The following is a 22,931-nucleotide window of genomic DNA, read 5'->3' as shown; positions in this document are numbered from 1 at the left end:
TAAGTGCCAACTACATGGCCAAGAAACTGGACCCGCACTTCCCGGTACTGTACCGTGGCAGCAACGGCCGGGTTGCACACGAGTGCATCATTGATATTCGTCCGCTTAAAGAAGCCTCTGGTGTTACCGAGATGGACATCGCCAAGCGTCTGATGGACTTTGGTTACCACTCACCAACCATGAGTTTCCCGGTCGCCGGTACCCTGATGATTGAGCCAACCGAATCGGAAAGCAAAGCCGAGCTGGATAAGTTCATTGAAGCCATGACTACTATTCGCGCTGAAATCGCTAAAGTAGAGTCGGGCGAGTGGGCACTGGACAACAACCCGCTGCATTTCGCCCCGCATACCATGCAGGACATTTTCAGCAACGATTGGGACCGCGCTTACGACCGTCAGGTAGCCGCTTTCCCGGCTGCTTTTGTTGCCGAGAACAAGTTCTGGCCAACCGTGACCCGTATCGACGACGTCTACGGCGACCGCAACCTGATCTGCGCCTGCCCAAGCCCGGAAGCGTATCGTTAAGCCAGGCTTACCAGCAACGCTCTGAACTCAAAACCCCAGCTCCTGCTGGGGTTTTGCTTAGTGATTCGGGGGCCAGCCATTCGCTTCATTATTGACAGGTGAAGCCATAATAGCTACATTTGTAGCTTATTTGGCTTCATTGTGAGATGGCTATGTCGTTGCTTGCTGATCTTTTGTTTAAAGAATACCGTCGTAAGGTGCTGGCTTTGTTATTGCTGCGCCCTGATGAGTCTTATCATGTGCGTGAAATTGCCCGCTTAACCAATACACAAGCCGGTACCTTGCATAAAGAGCTGACAAAACTGGCAGACGCTGGCATTTTGCAAAAAGCCATGCAAGGCAACCAGCTGTGTTATCAGGCCGATACCAGTTGTGTGATCTTTGAAGAACTTGCCAGTATTATGCGTAAAACCAGTGGCTTAGCAGACATAGTGCGCCTTGCTTTGCAGCCTCTGACCACACAGTTGGAGTTTGCAGCAGTCTACGGCTCTGTTGCCAGCGGTAAAGCAACAGCTAGCAGCGATGTTGATGTATTACTGATTGGTAATCTTAGTTTTGCTGACGCAGTGAAAGCGTTGTATCCAGCGCAGCAAGAGCTTGGCCGTGAGATCAATCCTAAACTATATTCTCTGCAGGAATGGCACAAAGCCGTTGCGGGGCAGTCTGGTTTTATTCGGCAATTGATGGCCGATCCTTTGCTACCTATAGTGGGGAGCATGGATGACGTTAGATAATCTGATAGGCAAGATATCACCGATTATTCAGGTGATTTGGTAGAGGATGGGGCTGTCGAAGAATGTATTTTACAGGCAAAGCAACTGCTGGTGATGACACGGTCTTGGTTAATGTCTACAGGTCACGAGAATGGCTGACTCGATGCTGGCCAACCGTGACCTGCATCGACGATGTAAAGGTCAACGAGTGCGGTCAAGGTTCGTCGCGAAGATTTTGATCTGATCCCATTAGTTATTTTCTTAGCGAGAGGTTAACGCGGAGACGGATAAAGTCAGACACTCCGCAAAATCCCCGTAAAAGCAGATTTTTTTGCATGGAGCGGCGATTGGCCTGAATATAGCACCATAATTTTCTGTCCGGATACGACCATGACTGAGTTAAATGAACTGCTGGATTTACTGAAAATATTAATCCGCGAGCCCAGTGTGGTGGGTGCTGAACATAGTTTTTTCAGGGTGCTGCAACGGGAACTGGAAGAGCGCGGCGCGCAGGTTACCTGGTATGAAGGCTTACTGGTTGCACAGGGCAATGCGCCCTTTAGCACCATGTTCTCTGCGCATATTGATCGGCACGGGCTTATCTGCACGGGTCCCGATGAATTTCAGTATGCTGCTTTTGTGGCAGGAAACCGCTCCGATTTGCTGGGAAACTCTGTATCCGAGCAGCTGATCAATAAAATTGTTGACCGCTTTGATACTACGCCAGTGATGGCGTATGAGCCCTGGTCTGGTGCCTACCGCGGTAGCGGTAAAATTGCATCTAGTTATGTCTGTGAGCGGCGTAACAACCTGATTTTCACCCTGGAGGGAATGTCGCATTTGGTGGCCGGTACGCCGGTGGCTTTCGCCGACAAACTCAGAATTGGTACTGACAGCATCAGTGGTCAGCTGGATAACGTGCTAACTGCAGCTTATTTGGTGCACTTGTTCAGTTTAGGTTTTCAGGGCACCGCCTTTTTTACGGCACAGGAAGAGGCAGGGAAGAGCTGGCGCTATCTGCTGGAATGGTTCCGGCGCTTTGGGAATACCACCAACCGGCTGGTCGTGGTGGATACCAGCCCGTACCCGGACAGAAAGGAGGCCGATCGCCAGCAACTGGTATTGCGACACAAAGACGCCAACGCCAGTTTCGATGCGCAACTGACCGACACACTGGCCGGCTTGTGCCAGGCATCAGGGGTTAGTTACAGCTTCAAGGATGAATACATTGAACAGAAAAATGCGTTGTTAGCACCCGGGCAATCTGCTCAGTCACTTGGCAGTACCGAAATGGGCAGGATTATCGCCGCCTCAGCGGGCGCAGTCACCGGTACCACACTACAGATCCCCACGACCGGCTACCATACCATGGAAGAAACAGCGTCACTGACATCCTGTGAGGCATTTCTGACACTGCTTAAGCGTCTGGCAGGCCTGGTTTCGTGAATTTTGACCCTAGAAATATCGGGGTCAAAATATCGGGGTCAGATACAAATTAACCTTTGCTCAGTGCCTTGGCTAACACAGGATATTGAACACCCTCCTGGCTTCAGGATAAAACTGCTTTTTGGGCTTAAAATCCTTTTGAAGTAAGTTGGCGGTTAGTTTTTAATCTGAATGGTCATATATCCTACTGGGTTAAGATATATGACCCTATGGACGGTTGAAAATCAGTTGATCCTATTTCAGTAGGATTTATCTGTGCAGGAGGTTAAGCCAAGTGCTAGCGTTGCAGCACAAACATCTGATAAGCAAACTCAGCACCATACTGCCGGTAGATGTTGATTTCTTGCTGGCTATCCAGCAGCGCCCGAGAGTTTGCCAGCTGCGGTTTCATGGCATCAATGCGTTCTTGTAGCGGCTGGTAGTAATTCTGCCAGGCCTGGTCGCTGAGTGAGAACTGATCCACCACTTGATAGCCTGCGTCCTGCATTCGTTTGATGCAGGAGGCAATGTTTTGCATATCCGGGTAGCCTTGCTGCCAGAAATCACGCGCTTCGGGGCTTGGCGTATCCGTCAGCCAGACCAGCTCACTCAGCACCAGATAGCCGCCAGGTTTTAAGAATGTCTTCCAGTAGTTCAGCGCCTGCACCAGCCCCATGATGTAGGCTGAGCCTTCCGACCAGATCGCATCGAAACTTTGTTCGGCAAAAGGCAGCTCCGTCATGCTGGCGCAAAGTAGCGATACCCGTTTGGTTAACCCAAGTTTTTCCAGTTGATGCTGCAAAGCCTCAAGCGCCTTGGGCTCGTTGTCAATTGCGGTGATGCTTGCCGTGGTATGCTCAGCCAACAGGGTGGTGGCGATGCCTTTGCCACAGCCAATTTCCAGCAGGGTGGCAGGTGGTGGTGTCAGCAGTGCCAGCGCTCGTAAGGTATCCTCTGCACTGCCTGGAGCCCAATAGTTTAAACCCTGGTAGACGGCCATAAAGTCTGCCATGTACTGTTCGTGTTCGTTCATATCGTGTGATAACCATTTTAAGCGCAAGGCTTCTTTTTCGTTGAAACCTTGCTGTTTTAACCAGGATAAATGAGCATCCGGCGCTGCTTTATCAATGGCCTGATGCCAGGCCCGCAGCGTGGAATGCCCTAACAAGCTTGCCAGCAAATGCCGCGCCTGCTGTTTTTGCGCTATTTCGAGATCCAATTTCTGCAGACGCTTTTGCAGCAAGTCATGGTTTAATTTGGCATCAAGGCAGGCTTTGCATTCGCTAAGCGACAAGCCACCCGCCTGCAGTTGTTGCAACAAATACAGTCGCTGCCTGTCTTGCTCGCTATAAAGCCGATAGCCATTACTTTGTCGTTGCGCGCGCAACAATCCCTGCTTTTCGTAATACAACAAAGCGGTACGCGATAGTCCGGCCAGTTGGGCCAGTTCAGATATTCGATACATCGCTGGTTCCTTTACCAAAGAAGTTGCAGCATAAACTGTAAAGTTATAGACGGGTCAAGCCATGACGTGTGTTTAATAGTGCAACAGCTGGCAATTAATGGCTCTACTGACCATAATTTTACAAATTGGTCGGACTAAGTTGTGGCTTGGCCGGGTGAGTCCACACGATTACCGGAGGAAATCATGAGCGATTACCAAAAAGCACAAACACGGCTGGATTTAAGCACTGGTGACTCGGTGCGGATCCTACGTGAGCTGCAAGCGCTCAGTCAAAATGAACTGGCTGCTTTAACTGGCATTCCGCAATCAACGCTCTCAGCCATTGAAAACAATCGGGTACGGCTTGGTGTGGAGCGGGCAAAAGTGCTGGCCAAAGCCTTGCGTTGCCACCCGGCGGTATTGGTATTCCCCGGCTGGGATATCGAAAGCGAATCTGCGGCTTAGTTGATATCTTTTTATTGATCACTTTTCCCACCAGAGCGTACTAAGCTACTGGCCTCTTGCGCCATCCGAATTTCTAACAAAAAGAAGTCATGCGTATGCGATATTTTATATTTGCTGCTGCGGCGGGAACCGTCGTGGCGGCTGCAGTCTATGCGGTTCATTTTAGTGGGCGGGCACCGGTGAGTGCTCAGGATTTTGTCAATTTGCAACAAGGCAGCCAAATTCAGGCGGGTTTCAGGCGCGCTCATGCGAATGGTTTTTGCATCAGTGGCGAATTTCAAGCCTCCGGTGAGTTAGCGGCTTACTCCAGTGCCAAAGCATTACAACACGGTAGTTACCCCTTTATTGGCCGTATTTCTATTGCCGGTAGTAACCCAACTGCACCTGATTTGCGCGCGCCGGTCAGAAGCCTGGCCCTAACCATTTTGCCTGACACAGTGCATCAATGGCGCACTGCGATGAATACACCGCCGGTGATGGCGGTAGCGACGCCGGAAAAGTTTTTCCAACAGCTGTTAGCCATTCAAACCAATACCGTTCCGCAGTTTTTTGCTGATCATCCGGAAACCGCGCATTTTTTAGAGTGGCGCAGCCACTATCAGCCAACCCAAAGCTACGCCACTGAGCGTTACCATAGCATTAATGCGTTTTATCTGGTTGACCAGCAAGGCAAACAGCAAGCAGTGCGCTGGGCGGCCGTGCCACTGACGGATGATGCTGGCGTCATTGCGGACGAAGAGGCGCCCGATGCCTTGCAGCAAGAGTTTTTCAGACGGCTACAGCAAGGGCCGGTCCGCTTTGATGTGCAGTTTACCCTGGCAACTGCCAACGATAATCCGGCTGATGCCACTATTCCCTGGCCGGAAACCAACCCGCAGCTCAGTGCCGGTACTATAGTGATTGAACAAGCCAGCGTGCAGGAAGGGGGAGCCTGTAATGCGCTTAACTTTGATCCCCTGGTGCTGCCGGTAGGCTTTGCGCCATCGGCAGACCCGATTCTACGCGCCCGCGCAGCCGCCTATGCCGAGTCGCACCGGCGCCGTGCCCGCGAAGTACTCATGCAGCAAGTTGCCGGAGGTGCTGATGAATAAGCCGCATACGTATCCCCTTTCCATGCGGGTAGTGCACTGGTTGATGGCGGCTTTAGTGCTTAGCCTGCTATTTGCCGGTTTGACCATGGTCAAGTCACTGGGACCCTGGCAGCAGCAACTGCTGGCCTGGCACAAAGTCATGGGGGTGATTGCCTTGTTGGCGATTGTGATACGCCTTATTATCCGTCTACGTTCAGAAACGCCGAAGTTGCCGGATACTGTGCCGAAAATGCAGCAATTGGCGGCAAAGCTAACGCAATTTGGCTTTTATGTGTTGTTGTTCGTGATGCCGCTATCCGGCTATTTAATGCAAAACGCTGCTGGCCGGCCACTGAGCCTGTTTGGGCTGCCGCTGCCAACCTTGCTAAACACCGATTTAGCCTTGTACGGCTTGTTCCGCGAAATGCACGGCTGGGCAGCGCTGCTGTTGGTGCTGTTGATAGTGGTGCATATTCTGGCAGCGCTCTATCACGGTCTGATTCAGCGGGATGGGGTGTTTCGCAGTATGGTCCGAAAATAGCTGATAGTGTGTGAAAAGGTCACGGCATCGCTTGATGCAGTGACCTTTTTAGGAAAAGAGTCAGTCTGGGTTTTGCAGCAATAGCAACTGTTCCAGGGCGACTTGCTCAAGGGCTGCAATCATTTCTTCCGGATAAACCGAGTGATACAAGGCCCGCATGCGGCCATCCCGGTAGCTTTGCATCAGTTCCTGCTGCCAGCGGGCAACACGTTTAGCAGGCACATCACGACTAAACGCCAGGTACTGGCGGGTTTCGATAAAACCATTTAACTGCACCAGCTCACTATCTAGTTCTGCAATTTCTTGCGCTCTGAGCGCTGCCGATGTCTCACTGAGTAAAATAATATCGACCCGGCCACGCAGCAACAAATTGAAGCAGTCGCCATGTTGCACTGTTTTGAATAAATTGCGCTCTTCATTAAATCCCAGCTCGATAAGCTTATCGAGGTACACCGATTGAATGTACTCGCAGGCGATATAGTGCTTCGGCCAATATGCTGGGGGGACTGCCACATTAAAACGATCTTTTCTGGCATAAAACGCGATGCGATGAATTTTTAGCGGGCCAACCCATTGGAATAAGGGTTCTCGGGCTGGGGTACGGGTGGTTTCGAATAAAGCGGTCAAGGGTTGGGATCTTGCCTTGGTAAAGGCGCGTGCCCAGGGCATTAGCTCAAAATGCACCGGCTCATTGAGCTGTTCAGCCAGGTTTTTTAACAGCTCGTAGGTAACACCAGCCAGCTGGCCTTCATCATCCAGGTATTCACCTGGCGGGCTGTGCTCAGTGAGCAGTTGCAGTACAGGTTGTTGTTCTGGCCCTGCTGCATATAAAGGGAAACAGACGAGTAGCGGCACTATGAATCGGTACATCCGGTCACGACCTTTGTTAGATAAAGCTCTGAACTGCCTGAGCAATATGAAGGGCTATAGTACTGCAGACCAAAGTAATGACCAAGTGGTTTTCAGCGGATAAACTACTTTACTGTACCAACCAGACGGTTTATTATTTGCGCTACTGTACCAACCAGACGGTTTTTTTGAGGGCAGAGCATGAACAAACGAGCCAAGGTCACCAAAGCGCAGATTATTGAGGCTGCGCTGGCGGTTGCCTCCGAGAAGGGGGCTGGTAAGGTCACGCTGGATGAAGTCGCCAAAGTCAGTGGCTTCAGTAAAGGTGGTCTGCTGTACCATTATCCAAGCAAAGAAGCGCTGATCACCGCCATGGTGCAGCAGCTGGTGGATGATAACGCAGCCAGCCGGCAGCAGCTGATGGCGCAGGGTGATGATGCTCTGAGCGCCATGATTAAATCGCATGTGCATTTAAGCGAGCAGGTGCAGTGCAATACCGCAATGGCTATTCTGGCGGCTGCTGCCGAGCAGCCTGGGCTGCTCAACCCGGTGCAGCAGGCTTGTCGGCATCTGCTGTGCGATATCAATGCCGAAAGCGGCGATAACCCGGAAGCGATGGTGTTGATGCTGGCCTGCGATGCGCTCTGGTTGCAGGACATGCTATCGATTTCACCGTTGGATGCAGAGCAAAAAGACCAGCTGTTGCAGTACATGCTACGCCGCGCTAAGGAGCTGATGCCATGAGTAGCTTTTCTTCTTCGATGAATCAGGGCGCTGCTGCACTGATGGCCCTGCTGTTATTGCTGGGGCTGACAGCCTGCTCGAAGGCACCGGAGGATGGTGCTCAGCTTACGCCTGTCACGGTGAAACTGGTCATGGTCAATGGCGACTCGCAGCTAAGCAGCCGCAGTTTTGTTGGCCGGGTCGATGCAGTCAGCACGGTCGACCTGGCATTCCAGGTCGGTGGCCGGGTCACTGAGCTTGCGGTGCAGCAAGGTCAGGTGGTACCAGCCGGAGGGTTGTTGGCAGCGCTTGATCCTGCCGATTATCAGTTGGCCTTGCAGCAAGCCAGGGTGCAGTTGGATCAGGCCAAACGCGATTTGGATCGGGCCAGGCCACTGCGCGAACAGGGCATTTTAACGCCGTCGGATTTTGAGCAGCTGCAAACCAGTTACGAACTGGCCAAGGTAGCGCTGGATAACGCCAGCCGCAATATTGCCCACGCCCAACTGGAAGCGCCGTTTGATGCCCTGATCACCCGCCGTCTGATTGAGCGCTATGCCACGGTGGCAGCTGGCACGCCGGTACTGCGGGTACAAAACATCAGTGAGCTTCGGGTGCACATCAATGTACCGGAGCAATTGATGCGTCTGGTCAATGACAGTGCCGATTATCAGGTATCGGTGCGTTTGCCGGGGCAGGATGCTGCCTATCCCTTGGTGTACCGCGAACACGCCACCGAAGCCGATCCGATGACGCAAACCTACCGGGTGTCCTTTGCTCTGGCGCGGATCCCAGAAGTGAACCTGATGCCAGGCATGACCGTTAGTGTGGTTACTGAGCGAACCCAGCAACAAAGCAGCTTATCGGTGCCTTTATCGGCAATAGATACCGCCACACCGGAGCAATTTCATGTCTGGCGTTACCTGAGTGACAGCCAAACCGTAGAGCGGGTTCAGGTGCAGCTTGGCCAGATCTATGGCCAGCAGGTCGATATTCTAAGTGGCGTGCAGTATGGCGATCAGTTGGTTTCGGCTGGCCACGCGCAGTTGCAACCGGGGCAGCGGGTGCGGCCTTTTCAGGCTTACTGAGTAAGGACGCCGTATGAAAATTGCCAGTTATGCCATTGATCATCAAATCAGCACCTGGATGTTGGTGCTGTTGTGTTTTCTTGGTGGCTTGTGGGCGCTTGCCACCATAGGTCGCCTGGAAGATCCTGCCTTTACCTTAAAAGAAGCCATCGTGATGACGCCTTATCCGGGCGCGACCGCCGAGGAAGTCGAGCGGGAAGTGACGGAAAAAATGGAGTCGGCCATTCAACAGCTGTCACAGCTAAAACGCATCAGCTCCAAATCCATGCCGGGCATGTCGGAAATTCGGGTCGAAATTCAGGACAAGTACGATGGCCGGCAGATGCCGCAAATCTGGGATGAACTGCGGCGTAAAGTCAGCGATATCCGGCCGCAGTTGCCAGCGGGCGTTCTGCCTCCGATGGTCAATGATGATTTTGGCGATGTGTTTGGCATCTTCTACGCCGTCACTACCGAAGGTTTCAGTGATCGCGAGATCCGCGAGTTGGCGACTTTTTTACGGCGGGAAATGCTCACGGTGCCGGGGGTGGCCAAGGTGCAAACGGCCGGCGAGCCGGAAGAGGCCATCTATGTTGAAATACCGCATGAGCGCCTGTTGGGGCTGGGTTTACCGCCCGCTGCCATTGTCGATACCCTGCAATCAGAAAATGCCGTGGCCTCGTCCGGCTCGGTGTTGATTGGCGATAAACGGGTGCGGCTGGTCAATAAGCCAGGGCTGGATTCAGTGGCTGCGATTGAACAGGTGCGCATTGGCAATCCTGGCTCGACCGAGCAGCTTAGCATCTACGATGTGGCCGAGGTACGCAGGGAGGCGGTGGAAACGCCTTCGAAGCTGATCCGCTTTAACGGCCAGCCGGCTTTTACTCTGGCGGTGGCAGGGTTAAGCGATGCCAATATCGTCGATGTGGGCAAAGCGGTCGATCAGCATCTGGCGTCGCTGCAAGCGCAAATCCCGCTTGGCGTTACGCTGCAACCGATTTACCAGCAGCATATGGTGGTGGAAAAAGCCATCAATGATTTTATTGTCAATCTGACGCTGTCGGTACTGATTGTGATTGCTGTGCTGTGCCTTGCTATGGGCTGGCGGGTTGGCCTGGTGGTGGGCGCTACCTTGCTGCTGACGGTGCTGGGCACGGTATTTTTTATGCGGCTCTGGCACATCGAAATGGAGCGGATTTCACTTGGAGCCCTGATCATTGCGATGGGCATGCTGGTGGATAATGCCATCGTGGTGGCTGAAACCATGCTGATCAAGATGCAGCGCGGCATGCACTCGCGCCAGGCGGCCAGTGAAGCGGCAGGTCGTACTCAGATCCCGCTGCTCGGAGCTACCGTGATTGGCATTATGGCCTTTGCCGGTATTGGTTTATCACCGGACGCGACTGGCGAGTTTTTGTTTTCCCTGTTTGCCGTGATTGGCATTTCCTTGCTGCTTAGCTGGGTGTTGGCGATGACCGTGACGCCTTTGTTTGGCCATTATCTGTTTAAGCCAGCTTCTGGCTCTGCCAGCGTCGATCCCTACGCCGGTCGCTTTTATGGCCATTACGCCCGCTTGTTGCAGCTGGCCCTGCGTCATCGCTGGGTGACGATTAGCGTGCTGGTATTACTTACCGTCAGCAGTGTGGCCGGTTTTGGCCGGATCCAGCAGGTGTTCTTCCCGGCTTCGAATACACCGATTTTTTATGTGAATTACTACTTGCCGCAGGGCTCGGATATCCACGCCACCGCCCGCGATATCGGCCATATCGAAGATTTCATGCTGCAGCAGGCCGAAGTGGTGTCGGTGAGCAGCTTTATTGGCGGTGGTGCCAGCCGTTTTATGCTGACCTATGCGCCTGAGCAGCCGAATGCAGCCTATGGCCAGCTGATTGTAAGAACCCAACACCGCGACGAGATCCCGCCTTTGATGCAGCGGCTGCGGCAGCAGTTGCCGCACGAGTTGCCACAGGGCACCCTCTATACCCAGCAGCTGATGTTTGGTCCGGGTGCCGGTGCCAAATTGCAGGTGCGTTTGTCCGGAGCCAATGAAGCTGAGTTGCGCCGTTATGCACAGCAGGTGGAAGGCATTATGCGAGCCAGTGGGGGGATTACCGATATTCGTCAGAACTGGCGTCAGCGGGAGTTGGTGATTGTACCGGACTTTAACGAAGAGCGGGCCCGGGTCGCCGGCGTGAACCGGACTGATTTAGCGCAAACACTGGAGCTGGCCACCACCGGAGTGCAAAGCGGGGTGTACCGTGAAGCCGATCGCCAAATTCCGATCGTGGTGCGGCCACCGGCGCATGAACGCCTCAGTGTGGATAATCTGCACGACCGGATGATCTGGAGCTCGGTGGACAACAGCTACATTCCGATCACTCAGGTGATCGACGGGCTGCAAACCCACAGTGAGGAAGCGCGCATTCATCGCCGCGACCGGGTCCGTACCCTGACGGTGGAAGCCGAACCCAGGCTTGGCATTACAGCCGATCAGGCGCTCAGGCAGATTAAAGACCAGCTGATGCAGCTGGAGCTGCCGACCGGCTACCGGTTAACCCTGGGGGGTGAGTACGAAGACTCTGCCGAAGCGCAGGCTTCACTGGCCAACCAGCTGCCACTGAGTTTTCTGGTGATGCTGGTGATCAGCATTCTGCTGTTTGGTTCGTTGAAACAACCGCTGGTGATCTGGTTGATCGTGCCAATGGCGATCTGCGGTGTAACGGCTGGTTTATTGCTCTCCGGCTTGCCCTTTGGCTTTACCTCCTTGCTTGGCTTTTTAAGCCTGTCGGGCATGCTGATGAAAAACGCCATCGTGCTGGTGGATGAAATCGACCTGCAATTGAAGCAGATCCCGGACCAGATAGAAGCCATCGTGCAGGCCAGCGTCAGCCGGATCCGCCCAGTGATTCTGGCCGCGCTGACCACCATTCTCGGCATGCTGCCGCTGCTGTGGGATGCGTTCTTTAACAGCATGGCTGTGACCATTATGGGAGGCCTGGCCTTTGCGACTATTCTTACGCTGGTGGCGGTGCCTACGTTCTATGCCGTGGTGTTTAACATTCGAAGTGCAAAAAACAGTTAATCGGCTCGCAGCATGCCCCGGCTGAGTGCCGGGGCATGGCAAAAACCCTTGAATGATTTGCCCGTGAGTGACTGCTTATTTGCATGGAATCGACCAAAAATTGCAGATAGTGGCAGTTATCTTCTACGCTTCCATGTAGAATGCGCGTTTTCTGAGCGCAGTCAGGTTTTCTGGTAAGCGCATATGGGTAGGATAGGCATGAAAAAAACATTCGCGTTAACGCACCCCAAGCTAAAACCAGCGCGTTGGGTGGACGCCATCAAGCATGAAATTAAAAAGTACCTGAACCGGGAGCGGCGCAAAGCACTGCCAGCAGGCATGGACTACTGGACCTTTGATTGCCGCTTTGGCGCCACCGAAGACCTGGCCACCAAAATTTTCACTTCGGACATCAATAAACACATCGATGCAGCCGTAGCGCAGGAACTGCCCGGCTTTTATGTTGAAATTCTGGCCAGAGCCTGCCAGCACCAGCCGCGCGATCGCCATGACGATACAGATGGCGACTTTGACGGTGCCAGTGATTAATTTTCCCTTTTAAACTGTAGCTATTCTACAGAGGAACTCCTATGCAATTTTCATCTTTAGATTTAGCGGCAGATTTACAGCGCGCTTTGGTCGAATGCGGCTACAGCGAGATGACGCCGGTGCAAGCTCAGGCCATCGTGCCAGCACGTCGTGGTAAGGATTTACAGGTCACGGCGCAAACCGGTACCGGTAAAACCGCCGCTTTTGCTATCCCGCTGTTGCAGCGCATGCTGGATACACCTAAAGCAACCCAGGAGCGTCGGCCCAGGGCTTTGATTTTAACGCCGACCCGCGAACTGGCCGAGCAAATTGGCCACGCAATCACCGCTTATGCGCAGTTTTTGCCGCTGAGCGTCACTGCACTGTACGGCGGTGTGAAGATGGGCGGTCAGGCCAATAAATTAGCGGCTGGCGTGGACATGGTCATTAGCACTCCAGGCCGTTTGCTGGAGCATCTGGCGCTTGGCAACGTGATTTTAAGCGATGTGGAATTTGTGGTGCTGGATGAAGCCGACCGCATGCTGGATATGGGCTTTAGTGCCGATGTGCTGAAACTGCTGCAGATGACGGCAAACAACCGCCAAACGCTGCTGTTTTCTGCCACCACCTCACCTGCGGTTAATGAGCTTTCGCATAAAATTTTGAAGCATCACCAGCAAATTCGGGTGACCAAAGCCAACAGCGCAGCGGATACCGTGAACCATGTGGTGTATGCGGTGGAAGAAAGCCGTAAAATCGAGTTATTTGAACAGCTGCTGGCCGAGCAGAACTGGTTTCAGGTGTTGGTATTTACCAGTACCAAAGAGCAGGCAGACCGTTTGTTAGCTGGCCTGCAGCAACGCCGTATTGAAGCGGCGGTCTGTCATGGTGATAAAAGCCAGGGGGCGCGGCGCCGTGCACTGGCGGATTTTAAATCGGCCAAGTTGCAGGTGCTGATTGCCACCGAAGTGGCTGCCCGTGGCCTGGATATTCAGGGCCTGGACTATGTGGTGAACTTTCATCTGCCGTATTTACCGGAAGATTATGTGCACCGCATCGGCCGTACCGGTCGGGCAGGGGCGAGCGGCCATGCCATTTCCTTTGTCAGCCGTGAAGAAGAGCAAAGTTTGGAGCGCATTCAAAAGCTGATGGGCACGACCATTCAACGCATCTCCAAACCTGGTTTTGAAGTCAGTACCCGCGATTCGCTGTTAAAAAGCATTTCGCGCAAAGTGCTGACCGGGCGTGCCAATAAAGCATCCGAAACCACCATTGAGCTGCAAAGCTCAGGCAAGGCCCGGCCGAAAACCCAAGCCAAGCCAAAAGCCAAAGCTGGCCGCAGCAAGTAAGGGAAGATAGGGATGAGCTGGCGAACCGGGGCTCGTGAAGCGACGCCTTTGCTGGGTGGTTACATCCCGGTGGCCATTTCTTTTGGTATGGTTGCGGTGCAGGCGGGCTTTAGTGTCTGGCAAACCATTCTGATTTCGACCCTGATTTATGCGGGCGCTTCGCAATTTCTGTTTGTGGCTATGGTGGCGGCCGGTGCGCCCTGGGGTTTGGTGGTGGTGATGACGCTGCTGATTAATGCGCGTCATGTGGTATACGGGCCAAGCATAGCACCCTGGCTGCCCAAAAGCCGTTGGTGGCCTTTTTTAAGCCATGGCCTGACCGATCAAATCTTTGCCCTGGCGCTAAGCCGTCTGTCGCAATTGCCTGCTGAACAGCGGTTAGGCTGGTACAGCGGTGCCATGTTGCTGGCCTGGTTCAGTTGGGTGGCTGGCACTGCGGCAGGGGCTATCGCCGGTGAAGAGCTAAGCCGGCACTGGCCTTTACTGGGCGAGATCATGCCCTTTGCATTGCCGGCCCTGTTTCTGGTGCTGTTGGCACCGCGTTTTACCTCCCGTACCTGGAGTATTGCGCTGGGCTCTACCATTGCTGTAGCCATGCTGCTGACCCTGTATGGCTTTACCAATGCGTCGATCCCGCTGGCAGCTGCATCTGGTGCCTTGTTCTTTTACCTGGCAAAGCTGCATGCACGGACCGGGGGGCGCCTCGATGGATAACGGTTTTTGGCTTGCATTGCTGCTGGTCAGCGCTGGCACCCTCTGCATGCGTTTACTGCCGCTGCTTTGGATGCAGCGGCATCTGCTAAAACAAAAGAGCAAAGGGGGCCTAGCGGCGATCCCTGGCTGGCTCAGTGTGCTTGGGCCTTTAATGATTGCGGCCATGCTTGGTGTCTCGCTGGTACCGGCTTCACCTGGCTGGTCGGCCTGGTTTGCCACATTGCTGGGAGCTTTATCTGCCTTGATGGCCTGGCTGTGGACCAAATCCCTGGGATGGCCGGTGCTGGTTGGGGTCAGCATCTATGGTGTGGTTATCCTGCTGGCCCGCATTAGCACTGGCGGGTGATGGATTTTAGTATCCACATTTGGTTGCATTGAAAATAGTAACTGAATTTGGTTTCAATCTTTACTTGTAACTTTTTTCGGTTACACTTTAAGCTAAGTTCAACCACTAAGCTTAGCCATGCCTGCACACTACGCCAAAAACTATGCCAAAAACCATGCCAGCAACTATGCCGTCTTAACCGGTGACTTAGTCAAGTCTCGCGCCATCAAGGCCGAGCAGTACGATAGCGTGCTGTATCAGCTGGAGCAGCTGTTTGCTTCCAAGGCCGAGGCCTGGGCGCTCAGTTACAGCTTTTATCGTGGCGATGCCTTTCAGGTGCTGCTGGCCAAGCCACAGTATGGCGTGCAGCTGGCTATCAGCATACGTTTAACCCTGCTCAGCCTGGCACAGGATTGCAAAATCAGCATTGGCATGGGTGAGGTCACCAATTTACGCCAGGACATTAAAAGTGCCAGCGGCCCGGCTTTTACCTTATCGGGCACCGGGCTGGATAGCCTGAGCGGCTCTCAGCGTTTGCAGATCCATTGCCAGCAGAGTGAACTGCAGGCTGTTTTAGCCGTGCCGGTTCGGATGGCTGATGCGATGCTGGCAAGTCTGACCGCCCGCCAGGCCGAAGCGGTGTTGCTGCATCTGATCAACCCCGGTATGGCGCACGAGGCCATAGCCCAGAAGCTCGGTACCTCCAGAGCCAATGTCACCAAATTACTGAATAACAGCCACCTCGATTATCAATTGCTGCAGGCATTTCTGGCGTATTGCGAGCAGCATATCAGCCGGAGTATCTTATCATGACCGATCTGAGCTTGCTGCTTTGCCTGCTACTGGCTCATGTGCTGGCCGATTTTTTCTTTCAGCCGACCGCCTGGGTGCAGGCCCGGGCCAGCCAGCACTGGCGCGCTGCTGCACTTTACTATCATAGCCTGCTGCACTTTGGCCTGACCCTGGCGGTACTTAGCCTTTGGCATTGGCTCAGTTGGTCAAGCTTAAGTGCCTGGCTGCTGCTTGGCTCGGCGCTATTGATAGCGGTTAGCCATTGCCTGATTGATGTGGCCAAGTCCTATCGGCCGGGTTTTCGCTACTTTTTGCTGGATCAGCTGTTGCACGTGCTGGTGATTGCTCTGGTGTGGCTGGCGCTCACGGACACCACGCTAGCGCAGTTGCTGGCTTTGGCACACCATCATGCGCTCAGCCCGAATGGGTTGCTGCTGGTGCTGGCTTATTTGCTGGTATTAAAGCCGGCATCGGTGGTGATTGGTTTTATCCTGAACCAAATCGCGACACCAGCCACCGGTGCAGGCTCAGGTTTGCCAGCTGCCGGTCACTGGATTGGCATGATGGAGCGGGTGCTGGTGCTCACCTTGATCCTGGTCGGGCAATACGGCGGCGTTGGTTTTGTCATCGCCGCCAAATCGGTGCTGCGCTTTAGCGATCTGCGCAATGCCAATGACCGGGCCTTAACCGAGTACATCCTGCTTGGTTCTTTGCTGAGCCTGGGACTAACCCTGCTGCTGGGCATTGGTGTGGTGCAGCTGTTGGGGTAAGGGAAACTCTATACACACAGGTGCCTGTGGCTGAGCCATTCGGTTGTGTAACGCAGGGAAAGCATAGCTACGCGGCTGTGAAGCGGGTGTGAATTGATTTGTGTCTATATCTAAGCAGCTAATTGCTGTTTGTAGACTTTAGCGCTATGCTTTTGCTATAAGGAAAAGTGACATCATATAAGCTATCACATAATGAAAGTTGTAGTGGATACTAACGTACTGATCGCAGCTCTACTTGGCAGGAAAGGACCGAATAGAGAAATTATCCGATACTGTTTAACTGGTCGTTTAATGCCTCAATTGGCAGCATCACTCTATTTTGAGTATGAAGATGTATTTGAGCGCCAGACAACATTAGCGTTGTGTAAGTTAAACTGCGAGCAGCGGCAATTATTTTTGGATGCATTCTTATCGGTATGTCAGTGGAATCAGCTTTATTTTCGCTGGCGTCCAAATCTGCGTGATGAGGGTGATAATCATTTGGTCGAACTTGCGGTGGCTAGTAATGCCGAATACTTGATCACCAATAACATGAAAGATTTCCGTTTTGCTGAGTTACGATTTCCTACTTTAAAGGTGATAAAGCCAGAGCAGCTATTAGAGGTACTACGATGACAACGCTTACTATCCGAATGCCAGATGATAAAGCAAACAGGCTAAAGGCACTGGCGCAAAGCCGTAATATCAGTGTCAATAAACTCATTGAAGAGTTATCCACAATAGCGCTGACTGAATTCGATGCTCAGGTCAGATTTGAAGTGAGGGCAGCCAGAGCAAATGCCGAGCAGGGGCTGGCACTGCTGGATGACTTGGAGAAACTGGAAGCAGCAGATTGAGTCGAGTTGCAAGCCGATGCTGAAGCGATTTATCGTTAGCGATATTTTTGGCCGCTGCACCGGGCTGCAGCAACTGGTGCAGGATCTTAATGCGCCCAAGTGCACCATCCGAGTGCTGGATCCTTATCAGGGCCAGATGCAATCTTTTCAGAATGAGCAGCAAGCATATGCGGCTTACTGTGAACACTTTGTGCTGCCTCCCGCATTCATTCAGAAGCCGTTCTTGATTTTCAAACAGATCGGCCAGAATAAACTTTGCGAGCTGGTAACGAGTTTGCTGGCGCTTTTTTCCTGAACATCAGCAGCTCTACAATCATTAAATTCATTCCGATAGCGATTAAGCGTCCATAATCAAACAAGATTCGATTGGCAAGGATGGCTATGTTTTCAAACTGGCCAAAGACAAGATAAGCAGGAATGGCTATAAAAAGCTCGGTGACCGCGGCTAGGGTAATGGCTACCGCTCTTAGCATCCACACCCGATGAGCCGGTAGGTTTTTGGAGATAGCGTGAGAAATTGCCACAATAAAGCTCACGCAGATGGCTACTGTCATTACAATTAAAGATGCATATCGTGCACCGAATGCATCGGGTGAGACCACGTGGTGCATCCATACTCCACTAAGGGCCATAATACAGCCCGACAGCACGACAATACGGCCAGATACTTTATGCAATGTTGGCTGTCGAACCCTAAGCGCTGACGAAAATTGAAAAGGCATGGTAAAGGCAAATACAATACCTGCACCACCATGCCATAAAATGGCGGCGGGTACTTGATAGAAGTTTTCATTAATAAATGAGCTTGCACCCTCAAAGGCATCAGGTCCTATTAATACCAAAGCTAGAATGCCGATGGCTGGCAAGCCAGGTATGCCTGTCAGAAATAATAAGAAGCCTACCGTCTTCCAATTATAGGAAATAGCTTGGTGCTGCTGTGCTGTTGTTTGTGCTGCGCGGTTATTCATGATTCAATCCATTTTTCATAACTGGTTAAGTACGAATCAATTTTGTAGAATAAAACCCATGGTGTCGTTCGGGCCTGTTGATTAGAACCTGCAAAGTGTCCGGGCCTATCTGTCCGTACGGGTAAAAAAGCCAGGAACCACAGCTATAGCAAGCATACGAGGTCGTTAAAGGCATGCCGATTACAGAGCCATTTTTATTTGCCTTAAGTGTTGCGACCTTGAGCCTGTTGCTGTTTAACGCCCATCTATTTATGCAAAGAGCGGTAAAAAACCAGACTTATTACCCACTTGCCGTGTGCTTCTGGGCCATTGCCGTGGTGCTTTGTCAGCCGATAGTCAAAGTATTAGCCCCTGATTTCATGATCCCCGCTTTAATTTTGTCATTGCCCGCTTTGCTCTGTATTGCTCCAGGTTTTTGGCTGTATGTTAAAGGCTTAACGAGCAACGCGCGTTGGCAATTTACTAAAACCGAACGCGCTCATTTTGTGCTCCCGGCAGCAGGGCTGATAGTTGCTATCATCGCGCTGCTACTGCCCTCTGATGTGAAACAAGGGATATTGATGTACGGGCAAGACAGCATTCTTGCAGACGCACCAGCCTTTGTGCGAAAGCTGACAGCTGCTGTGTTAATTCTGACTTTTGCACTGGTACTGGGTTGGGTCATTCAATCTGCATTTTATCTGATAAAGATCATTCGCCAATTGCATGGTTATCGCAAGAAACTGAAAGATGTTTTTGCCAGCACGGAACAAAAAGAGCTCAAATGGCTGACTGGCTTACTGTTTGCCGTAGGCATTGCCTGGGTTATCACTGCGGGCAATCTGATACTGGATAACCTATTTTTTCCTACTACATTCGCTGGGCCATTCAACAATACAGTGTTACTTGTTATGGTAAGTTGTGTGGCCACCTGGGGGTTAAGGCAAAAGCCGGGGTTTGAGGAACTCTATCAGGAAACTGAACAGCAAGCTGCTATTGGCAACGAGTTTGAGGCATCAACAAAGTATCAGCGCTCGGCTTTAACGTCTGAACACGCACAGCAGATTGCAGCTAAAATTGAGTACGCCATGTTGCAGGATAAACTCTATCTTGACGCATCCTTGTCACTGCCCAAGCTTGCCAGGCATATACATACTTCAGCCAACTATATCTCACAGACATTGAACGAGACTCTTGGCATGAGTTTTTTTGACTACGTCAATAAATACCGTGTGGATGCAGCCAAACAGCAGTTAGCACATACCGATGATACCGTGCTCAACATCGCCATGAACGTGGGGTTTAATTCTAAGTCCGCTTTTTACTCGGCATTTAAAAAACATACCGAACTCACACCGCATCAATTTAAAAAGCAGGCTTGTGCAGGGGCGGGTAATACCGAAGGTTGAACTAATGCCGTGCTGCTATTGCTAACAGATGGTCAAACTCCTCCAGAAAACCAGGGTTTTTGGCTAAATACGCCTTCGAGAAATAGCAGCTAAAAGGCTGACTAACCTCGATACTATGCTGGACCATACTGGCTTCTACGCCTTGTTCCGCCAGGGCATGCCAGAATACATCCGCGGATAAGAATACTGCATCCAGCCGTTTGTTTATTAGCATAATAACCAGAGTTGAAGCTTCACTGGCTTGAGCTGCTATCAGGTAATCATGGTCCAGCAACCAGTGATAGGTATTGGTATTTAGACGAGTACCTATCTTTGCCTGACTGCGAAAATAAGGGCTAGCAGGCGTAAGAGGGCTGTCGTGCAAATAGAACCAGGCCCAGTTGTTGTACAACACCGGGGCACTCAAGACACCAACCTTGTCTCTGGCCAGGCTTTGTGTTGCCAGAAAGAAGCCATCGACCAGGCCTTTCTCCAGTAAATCCTGCGCTACTCCATGATTGGCCACGACTCGGAAGCGATAGTTCAGCCCCATCTGGTTAAGTACCTGTTCTACCTTTTCAATACCACTGCCGGTTAATTGATGCTGCTCGTTTAAATAGGTATAAGGAGGGAAAAGAGGGGCAGCGAGGACAAGCTTGTCATAGGCTAACACAGCCTGGATATGGAATACTGCCCCTAAGCAGAGTAGTAGCAAAGGCAGTTGTGTGATCCTCGTTGTATCGCTCATACCATGACTTACTTCTGGGGGGCTGCAACGGCATCCTCGGGTGAGCTCGTTGTTAAACCTCAACTAGAAAGTTTCCTCTTTCTACCTTACCAGTGTGGCACAATAAGTATGATATTTCTAATTTAGTCGAATGCAGGGCGCCTTCGCAGGCAAGTAGGGTGGCTATCGGCTCACTCAGTCGCTTGCCAAACACGTGTACGCAATAATTCATGGTATGAATCCGATTCGGCATCATCATGAAACCAGAGCCCCAGAACCTGCAAAAAATCCGGGTGCTGCCGTACCTGAGGGAGCACCTGATTGATTTTTTGCACAGCAGCCCGGCCCCATTCTGTATTGGTGCAGCCTATAGCGCCCAGCACATGCTGGCCTTGGGTTTCTGCAACCGGCAAAAATACTAAATTGGTAGTGGCATGCTCGGCTAATTCAAAATTGTGCAGAATTTGATACTCAAGGGTGTAATCAATCCGACCTTTTTTGATCATGGCTAGTATGGCCAGAGTTGCATTTTCACCGGTATGGGCAATTCGGGTAATGCCACTTTGCACAGCCTTATCCATAATAGGTTGAACCGCAGGGTAATGGCGCCCATCAGGATAGCCGAATCGAAAATCCTGATCGGTCATTAAACTGGCAAGTCGAACCGGATGACCATGACGTTTTTTGATAACCTCCGCTTTTTCTGCGGTCGTGATAATGCCATGCGGGTAATAAAAATGAGTGGGGTCGCTCTGAATGGTATCGCCCGGTATCGGGCGATAAATCATGCAAGGAAAGCATTGATCTTCCTTGCGCTCAAATTGTTGGCGAATGCGGGACTGAGGCAGCACCAAGCGCTCACTGCTAAGCTCCGGTAGATGCGCATCAATGACATTAATAAGCGCATCACAAATTCCCTGGCCAGCCAGAGGGCCATTTAAAATATGAAAGGGTGGCGCGGTGTTCATCACCCAATTCAGCGAGTGCACCTCATGTGGTGCCCGCTCTTGGGCCATGGTAGGTCGTGCAAAGCTCAGTAGTACACTAAACGCGAAAAAGAGATACGTTATGGGTATCGCCTTTGGCTGCTTCATTGCCTAACCCCACTGCCTCAGTGTCGCTATTGGTAAACAGAGTGACCAGCCATCATAGCCATGGCTGGCTAATGTGTATCAACCGAACAAGAATTATACCTTAGCATGGTTGTTCACGCGAACCCGATTCAGGGGCAACAGCCCTGGCGAGTCCATAACATACGGTATTCGCTGGTCGGAAACTTGCTTCACTACAGGCAGAATGCTTCATTTTACATCCTGATAAAAAGTGTTGATTTTTTTATCGTGGCTGGCTAATTTGCTTGCAGCGAAAGTGATGGAAAGAAAAATCCTGGGTAGTGCATTGGGGGAGTTTTCTGCTTCCTTAAGGAGTCGACTCGCTATCAGGCATGGTGCCTTATTGAACAGGAGGATTTATGCGTACTTTGATTGCTTTAGCCATTGTTGTTGCTGGAATTGCAGTTGCTGTTATCCGTGTTGCAACCGCTTCACAGCCTGCCGTAAATACCATTGAGCAGTGTGCCAGCTTGTTGCCACCAGGCAAGGTGTACACTTTTGAAGTGATGGGCATTGTGGATACGACAAGCGGTTCGCCACAGCTGTCGGGCGAAATGTCTATCTCTGATGGAACTGAGCAAGACCGCTCGGCCGAGACCGAAGCTTTTGGCCAGTGTCTGGCCAGACTGATCCGCTAGTCGTTACAATCAAACCTATCTTGGCGTAAGGACGCCACGGCATGATGCCGCGAGCGTCCTGTCCCAGCGTGTTTGGCTGGAGCTACAGCGCTCGGTACAGATCCGCTATGCGTCTTATCATCCAGAGCCACTGGATCGCAGGGTAGTTCCCTATGATTTGTTGTTTCGCCGCCAGCACTGGTACCTGAGTGGTTTTTGTTATCTGCCCTTTGATTTCACCATTCTGGAGCCAACAGAGCTTAAACAAGCGGAAGCATCAGGCGCAGCGCCTGCTGCGATTGGCAGCTGGTGCTTGAGTGTTGGTATACAAGCAACCATCAAAATAAAAAAAAGCCCCAATTGGGGCCTGAGGTTTTAGAGCAATAAAGCAAACGTAGCAGCTTTTAGTTTGCTGGTAATACTACGGTGTCGATGACATGAATAACACCATTACTGGTTTCAATATCGGTAGCAATGACTTCGGCACCATTGACATAGACTTTGCCGTATTTCACTTCAATAGCCAGGTCCTGACCTTGCACTGTAGTGGCCGATGTCAGGTTTACTACATCCGCAGCCATTACCTTACCTGCTACCACATGGTAGGTCAGTACACTGGTTAATGCGGCTTTGTCTGCGACCAGGGCATTCAGGTCAGCAGCTGGAATTTTGGCAAAAGCTTCATCAGTTGGTGCAAACACCGTGAAAGGACCTTGGCCTTTAAGGGTATCAACCAGATCTGCGGCCTGAACGGCTGACACTAGGGTAGTGAAGTTCCCGGCTGCAACAGCAGTGTCGACAATATCCGCCTTGGATTTGTGATTGTGCGCATGGGCTGTAAACAGTAAAGATCCAACAACCAATGAACCAGTGATTAGGTGAGACAGTTTCATAACGTTTCCTCTTAAATAGCACATTAGATACTTAATGTGCAGTTCTAAACG

The 22,931-nt window shown here is 51.8% G+C and carries 25 protein-coding genes and 1 pseudogene; 20 read left to right on the top strand and 6 right to left on the bottom strand.

Going from position 1 to position 22,931, the window contains the following annotated elements; translation table 11 throughout:
- The 3 genes and pseudogenes from JJU14_RS07135 to JJU14_RS07125 all read left to right on the top strand — a co-directional run.
- Positions 1–524, top strand: a pseudogene (locus JJU14_RS07135) (glycine dehydrogenase (aminomethyl-transferring)); the annotation flags it as partial.
- A gap of 152 nt (positions 525–676) precedes the next feature.
- A complete protein-coding gene (locus tag JJU14_RS07130; protein ID WP_228612025.1) occupies positions 677–1,258 on the top strand; it encodes a nucleotidyltransferase domain-containing protein in 582 nt (193 codons plus the stop codon).
- 369 nt (positions 1,259–1,627) lie between these two features.
- A complete protein-coding gene (locus JJU14_RS07125; RefSeq protein WP_228612023.1) occupies positions 1,628–2,683 on the top strand; it encodes a peptidase M42 in 1,056 nt (351 codons plus the stop codon).
- A gap of 277 nt (positions 2,684–2,960) precedes the next feature.
- On the opposite strand, the gene JJU14_RS07120 is transcribed toward JJU14_RS07125, so the two are convergent.
- Positions 2,961–4,127, bottom strand: coding sequence for a MerR family transcriptional regulator (locus tag JJU14_RS07120; RefSeq protein ID WP_228612021.1), 1,167 nt, complete (start codon positions 4,125–4,127; stop codon positions 2,961–2,963).
- A gap of 183 nt (positions 4,128–4,310) precedes the next feature.
- On the opposite strand from JJU14_RS07120, the gene JJU14_RS07115 reads away from it, so the two are divergent.
- The 3 genes from JJU14_RS07115 to JJU14_RS07105 all read left to right on the top strand — a co-directional run bounded on the left by JJU14_RS07115 (position 4,311) and on the right by JJU14_RS07105 (position 6,182).
- Positions 4,311–4,571, top strand: a complete 261-nt coding sequence (locus tag JJU14_RS07115; protein WP_228612019.1) for a helix-turn-helix transcriptional regulator — start codon at positions 4,311–4,313, stop codon at positions 4,569–4,571.
- A 95-nt stretch (positions 4,572–4,666) separates the two neighbouring features.
- Positions 4,667–5,662, top strand: coding sequence for a catalase family peroxidase (locus JJU14_RS07110; RefSeq protein WP_228612017.1), 996 nt, complete (start codon positions 4,667–4,669; stop codon positions 5,660–5,662).
- Positions 5,655–6,182 (top strand): cytochrome b, encoded by a 528-nt coding sequence (locus JJU14_RS07105; protein ID WP_228612014.1) that lies wholly within the window; start codon positions 5,655–5,657, stop codon positions 6,180–6,182. Before JJU14_RS07110 ends, JJU14_RS07105 begins: the two co-directional genes overlap by 8 nt.
- Before the next feature lie 60 nt (positions 6,183–6,242).
- On the opposite strand, the gene JJU14_RS07100 is transcribed toward JJU14_RS07105, so the two are convergent.
- Complete coding sequence (locus JJU14_RS07100) at positions 6,243–7,052, bottom strand: transporter substrate-binding domain-containing protein (protein WP_228612012.1); 810 nt, start codon at positions 7,050–7,052, stop codon at positions 6,243–6,245.
- A gap of 180 nt (positions 7,053–7,232) precedes the next feature.
- Here JJU14_RS07100 and JJU14_RS07095 point away from each other — a divergent pair, with 180 nt between their 5' ends.
- The 11 genes from JJU14_RS07095 to JJU14_RS07045 all read left to right on the top strand — a co-directional run bounded on the left by JJU14_RS07095 (position 7,233) and on the right by JJU14_RS07045 (position 17,196).
- Positions 7,233–7,775: a TetR/AcrR family transcriptional regulator gene (locus JJU14_RS07095; protein ID WP_228612010.1), complete on the top strand. Its 543-nt coding sequence runs from the start codon at positions 7,233–7,235 to the stop codon at positions 7,773–7,775.
- Positions 7,772–8,842: an efflux RND transporter periplasmic adaptor subunit gene (locus tag JJU14_RS07090; protein WP_228612008.1), complete on the top strand. Its 1,071-nt coding sequence runs from the start codon at positions 7,772–7,774 to the stop codon at positions 8,840–8,842. Before JJU14_RS07095 ends, JJU14_RS07090 begins: the two co-directional genes overlap by 4 nt.
- Before the next feature lie 13 nt (positions 8,843–8,855).
- A complete protein-coding gene (locus JJU14_RS07085; protein ID WP_228612006.1) occupies positions 8,856–11,903 on the top strand; it encodes an efflux RND transporter permease subunit in 3,048 nt (1,015 codons plus the stop codon).
- Between the two features lie 198 nt (positions 11,904–12,101).
- Positions 12,102–12,431, top strand: coding sequence for a DUF6172 family protein (locus JJU14_RS07080; RefSeq protein ID WP_228612004.1), 330 nt, complete (start codon positions 12,102–12,104; stop codon positions 12,429–12,431).
- A 41-nt stretch (positions 12,432–12,472) separates the two neighbouring features.
- Positions 12,473–13,759, top strand: a complete 1,287-nt coding sequence (locus tag JJU14_RS07075; protein WP_228612002.1) for a DEAD/DEAH box helicase — start codon at positions 12,473–12,475, stop codon at positions 13,757–13,759.
- A 12-nt stretch (positions 13,760–13,771) separates the two neighbouring features.
- The gene (locus JJU14_RS07070) at positions 13,772–14,473 is read left to right on the top strand and encodes an AzlC family ABC transporter permease (protein WP_228612000.1); all 702 of its coding nucleotides are present in this window, start codon (positions 13,772–13,774) and stop codon (positions 14,471–14,473) included.
- Entirely contained in the window at positions 14,466–14,819 is a 354-nt protein-coding gene (locus JJU14_RS07065; RefSeq protein WP_228611998.1) for an AzlD domain-containing protein, read from the top strand. Before JJU14_RS07070 ends, JJU14_RS07065 begins: the two co-directional genes overlap by 8 nt.
- Positions 14,820–14,936: 117 nt before the next feature.
- Positions 14,937–15,611, top strand: a complete 675-nt coding sequence (locus tag JJU14_RS07060) for a SatD family protein (RefSeq protein WP_228611996.1) — start codon at positions 14,937–14,939, stop codon at positions 15,609–15,611.
- Positions 15,608–16,360: a DUF3307 domain-containing protein gene (locus tag JJU14_RS07055; protein WP_228611994.1), complete on the top strand. Its 753-nt coding sequence runs from the start codon at positions 15,608–15,610 to the stop codon at positions 16,358–16,360. Before JJU14_RS07060 ends, JJU14_RS07055 begins: the two co-directional genes overlap by 4 nt.
- Before the next feature lie 192 nt (positions 16,361–16,552).
- A complete protein-coding gene (locus JJU14_RS07050) occupies positions 16,553–16,975 on the top strand; it encodes a putative toxin-antitoxin system toxin component, PIN family (protein WP_228611992.1) in 423 nt (140 codons plus the stop codon).
- Positions 16,972–17,196, top strand: a complete 225-nt coding sequence (locus JJU14_RS07045) for a toxin-antitoxin system HicB family antitoxin (RefSeq protein ID WP_228611990.1) — start codon at positions 16,972–16,974, stop codon at positions 17,194–17,196. The genes JJU14_RS07050 and JJU14_RS07045 overlap by 4 nt, the downstream gene beginning before the upstream one ends.
- Positions 17,197–17,426: 230 nt before the next feature.
- On the opposite strand, the gene JJU14_RS07040 is transcribed toward JJU14_RS07045, so the two are convergent.
- Positions 17,427–18,164 (bottom strand): DUF2306 domain-containing protein, encoded by a 738-nt coding sequence (locus JJU14_RS07040; protein WP_228611988.1) that lies wholly within the window; start codon positions 18,162–18,164, stop codon positions 17,427–17,429.
- Positions 18,165–18,337: 173 nt separating this feature from the next.
- Between JJU14_RS07040 and JJU14_RS07035 the strand changes: the two genes are divergently transcribed.
- The gene (locus JJU14_RS07035) at positions 18,338–19,552 is read left to right on the top strand and encodes an AraC family transcriptional regulator (RefSeq protein WP_228611986.1); all 1,215 of its coding nucleotides are present in this window, start codon (positions 18,338–18,340) and stop codon (positions 19,550–19,552) included.
- Position 19,553: 1 nt separating this feature from the next.
- On the opposite strand, the gene JJU14_RS07030 is transcribed toward JJU14_RS07035, so the two are convergent.
- Complete coding sequence (locus JJU14_RS07030; protein WP_228611984.1) at positions 19,554–20,279, bottom strand: transporter substrate-binding domain-containing protein; 726 nt, start codon at positions 20,277–20,279, stop codon at positions 19,554–19,556.
- 170 nt (positions 20,280–20,449) lie between these two features.
- Positions 20,450–21,352 carry an ABC transporter substrate-binding protein gene (locus JJU14_RS07025; protein ID WP_228611982.1) on the bottom strand — a complete coding sequence of 301 codons (903 nt, stop codon included), beginning with the start codon at positions 21,350–21,352 and terminating at the stop codon, positions 20,450–20,452.
- Between the two features lie 377 nt (positions 21,353–21,729).
- On the opposite strand from JJU14_RS07025, the gene JJU14_RS07020 reads away from it, so the two are divergent.
- Positions 21,730–22,008, top strand: coding sequence for a hypothetical protein (locus JJU14_RS07020; RefSeq protein ID WP_228611980.1), 279 nt, complete (start codon positions 21,730–21,732; stop codon positions 22,006–22,008).
- 58 nt (positions 22,009–22,066) lie between these two features.
- On the top strand, positions 22,067–22,366 hold the full coding sequence (locus JJU14_RS16710) for a WYL domain-containing protein (RefSeq protein ID WP_366914887.1): 300 nt from the start codon (positions 22,067–22,069) through the stop codon (positions 22,364–22,366).
- Between the two features lie 25 nt (positions 22,367–22,391).
- Here JJU14_RS16710 and JJU14_RS07015 read toward each other — a convergent pair whose 3' ends face one another.
- Positions 22,392–22,880, bottom strand: coding sequence for a fasciclin domain-containing protein (locus JJU14_RS07015; protein WP_228611978.1), 489 nt, complete (start codon positions 22,878–22,880; stop codon positions 22,392–22,394).
- Between the last annotated feature and the right edge of the window lie 51 nt (positions 22,881–22,931).

It is taken from the genome of Alkalimonas sp., from assembly GCF_020831925.1.
Classification (GTDB): Bacteria; Pseudomonadota; Gammaproteobacteria; order Enterobacterales; family Alteromonadaceae; genus Alkalimonas.
The sequence above is the reverse complement of the archived record's forward strand: the minus strand, read 5'-3'. Positions and strand labels throughout refer to the sequence as shown.

Bases quoted from the DNA above. Each gene is read 5' to 3' on its own strand.
- JJU14_RS07130 (WP_228612025.1), top strand. From the start codon at position 677: ATGTCGTTGCTTGCTGATCTTTTGTTTAAAGAATACCGTCGTAAGGTG.
- JJU14_RS07125 (WP_228612023.1), top strand. From the start codon at position 1,628: ATGACTGAGTTAAATGAACTGCTGGATTTACTGAAAATATTAATCCGC.
- JJU14_RS07120 (WP_228612021.1), bottom strand. From the start codon at position 4,127: ATGTATCGAATATCTGAACTGGCCCAACTGGCCGGACTATCGCGTACC.
- JJU14_RS07115 (WP_228612019.1), top strand. From the start codon at position 4,311: ATGAGCGATTACCAAAAAGCACAAACACGGCTGGATTTAAGCACTGGT.
- JJU14_RS07110 (WP_228612017.1), top strand. From the start codon at position 4,667: ATGCGATATTTTATATTTGCTGCTGCGGCGGGAACCGTCGTGGCGGCT.
- JJU14_RS07105 (WP_228612014.1), top strand. From the start codon at position 5,655: ATGAATAAGCCGCATACGTATCCCCTTTCCATGCGGGTAGTGCACTGG.
- JJU14_RS07100 (WP_228612012.1), bottom strand. From the start codon at position 7,052: ATGTACCGATTCATAGTGCCGCTACTCGTCTGTTTCCCTTTATATGCA.
- JJU14_RS07095 (WP_228612010.1), top strand. From the start codon at position 7,233: ATGAACAAACGAGCCAAGGTCACCAAAGCGCAGATTATTGAGGCTGCG.
- JJU14_RS07090 (WP_228612008.1), top strand. From the start codon at position 7,772: ATGAGTAGCTTTTCTTCTTCGATGAATCAGGGCGCTGCTGCACTGATG.
- JJU14_RS07085 (WP_228612006.1), top strand. From the start codon at position 8,856: ATGAAAATTGCCAGTTATGCCATTGATCATCAAATCAGCACCTGGATG.
- JJU14_RS07080 (WP_228612004.1), top strand. From the start codon at position 12,102: ATGAAAAAAACATTCGCGTTAACGCACCCCAAGCTAAAACCAGCGCGT.
- JJU14_RS07075 (WP_228612002.1), top strand. From the start codon at position 12,473: ATGCAATTTTCATCTTTAGATTTAGCGGCAGATTTACAGCGCGCTTTG.
- JJU14_RS07070 (WP_228612000.1), top strand. From the start codon at position 13,772: ATGAGCTGGCGAACCGGGGCTCGTGAAGCGACGCCTTTGCTGGGTGGT.
- JJU14_RS07065 (WP_228611998.1), top strand. From the start codon at position 14,466: ATGGATAACGGTTTTTGGCTTGCATTGCTGCTGGTCAGCGCTGGCACC.
- JJU14_RS07060 (WP_228611996.1), top strand. From the start codon at position 14,937: ATGCCTGCACACTACGCCAAAAACTATGCCAAAAACCATGCCAGCAAC.
- JJU14_RS07055 (WP_228611994.1), top strand. From the start codon at position 15,608: ATGACCGATCTGAGCTTGCTGCTTTGCCTGCTACTGGCTCATGTGCTG.
- JJU14_RS07050 (WP_228611992.1), top strand. From the start codon at position 16,553: ATGAAAGTTGTAGTGGATACTAACGTACTGATCGCAGCTCTACTTGGC.
- JJU14_RS07045 (WP_228611990.1), top strand. From the start codon at position 16,972: ATGACAACGCTTACTATCCGAATGCCAGATGATAAAGCAAACAGGCTA.
- JJU14_RS07040 (WP_228611988.1), bottom strand. From the start codon at position 18,164: ATGAATAACCGCGCAGCACAAACAACAGCACAGCAGCACCAAGCTATT.
- JJU14_RS07035 (WP_228611986.1), top strand. From the start codon at position 18,338: ATGCCGATTACAGAGCCATTTTTATTTGCCTTAAGTGTTGCGACCTTG.
- JJU14_RS07030 (WP_228611984.1), bottom strand. From the start codon at position 20,279: ATGAGCGATACAACGAGGATCACACAACTGCCTTTGCTACTACTCTGC.
- JJU14_RS07025 (WP_228611982.1), bottom strand. From the start codon at position 21,352: ATGAAGCAGCCAAAGGCGATACCCATAACGTATCTCTTTTTCGCGTTT.
- JJU14_RS07020 (WP_228611980.1), top strand. From the start codon at position 21,730: ATGCGTACTTTGATTGCTTTAGCCATTGTTGTTGCTGGAATTGCAGTT.
- JJU14_RS07015 (WP_228611978.1), bottom strand. From the start codon at position 22,880: ATGAAACTGTCTCACCTAATCACTGGTTCATTGGTTGTTGGATCTTTA.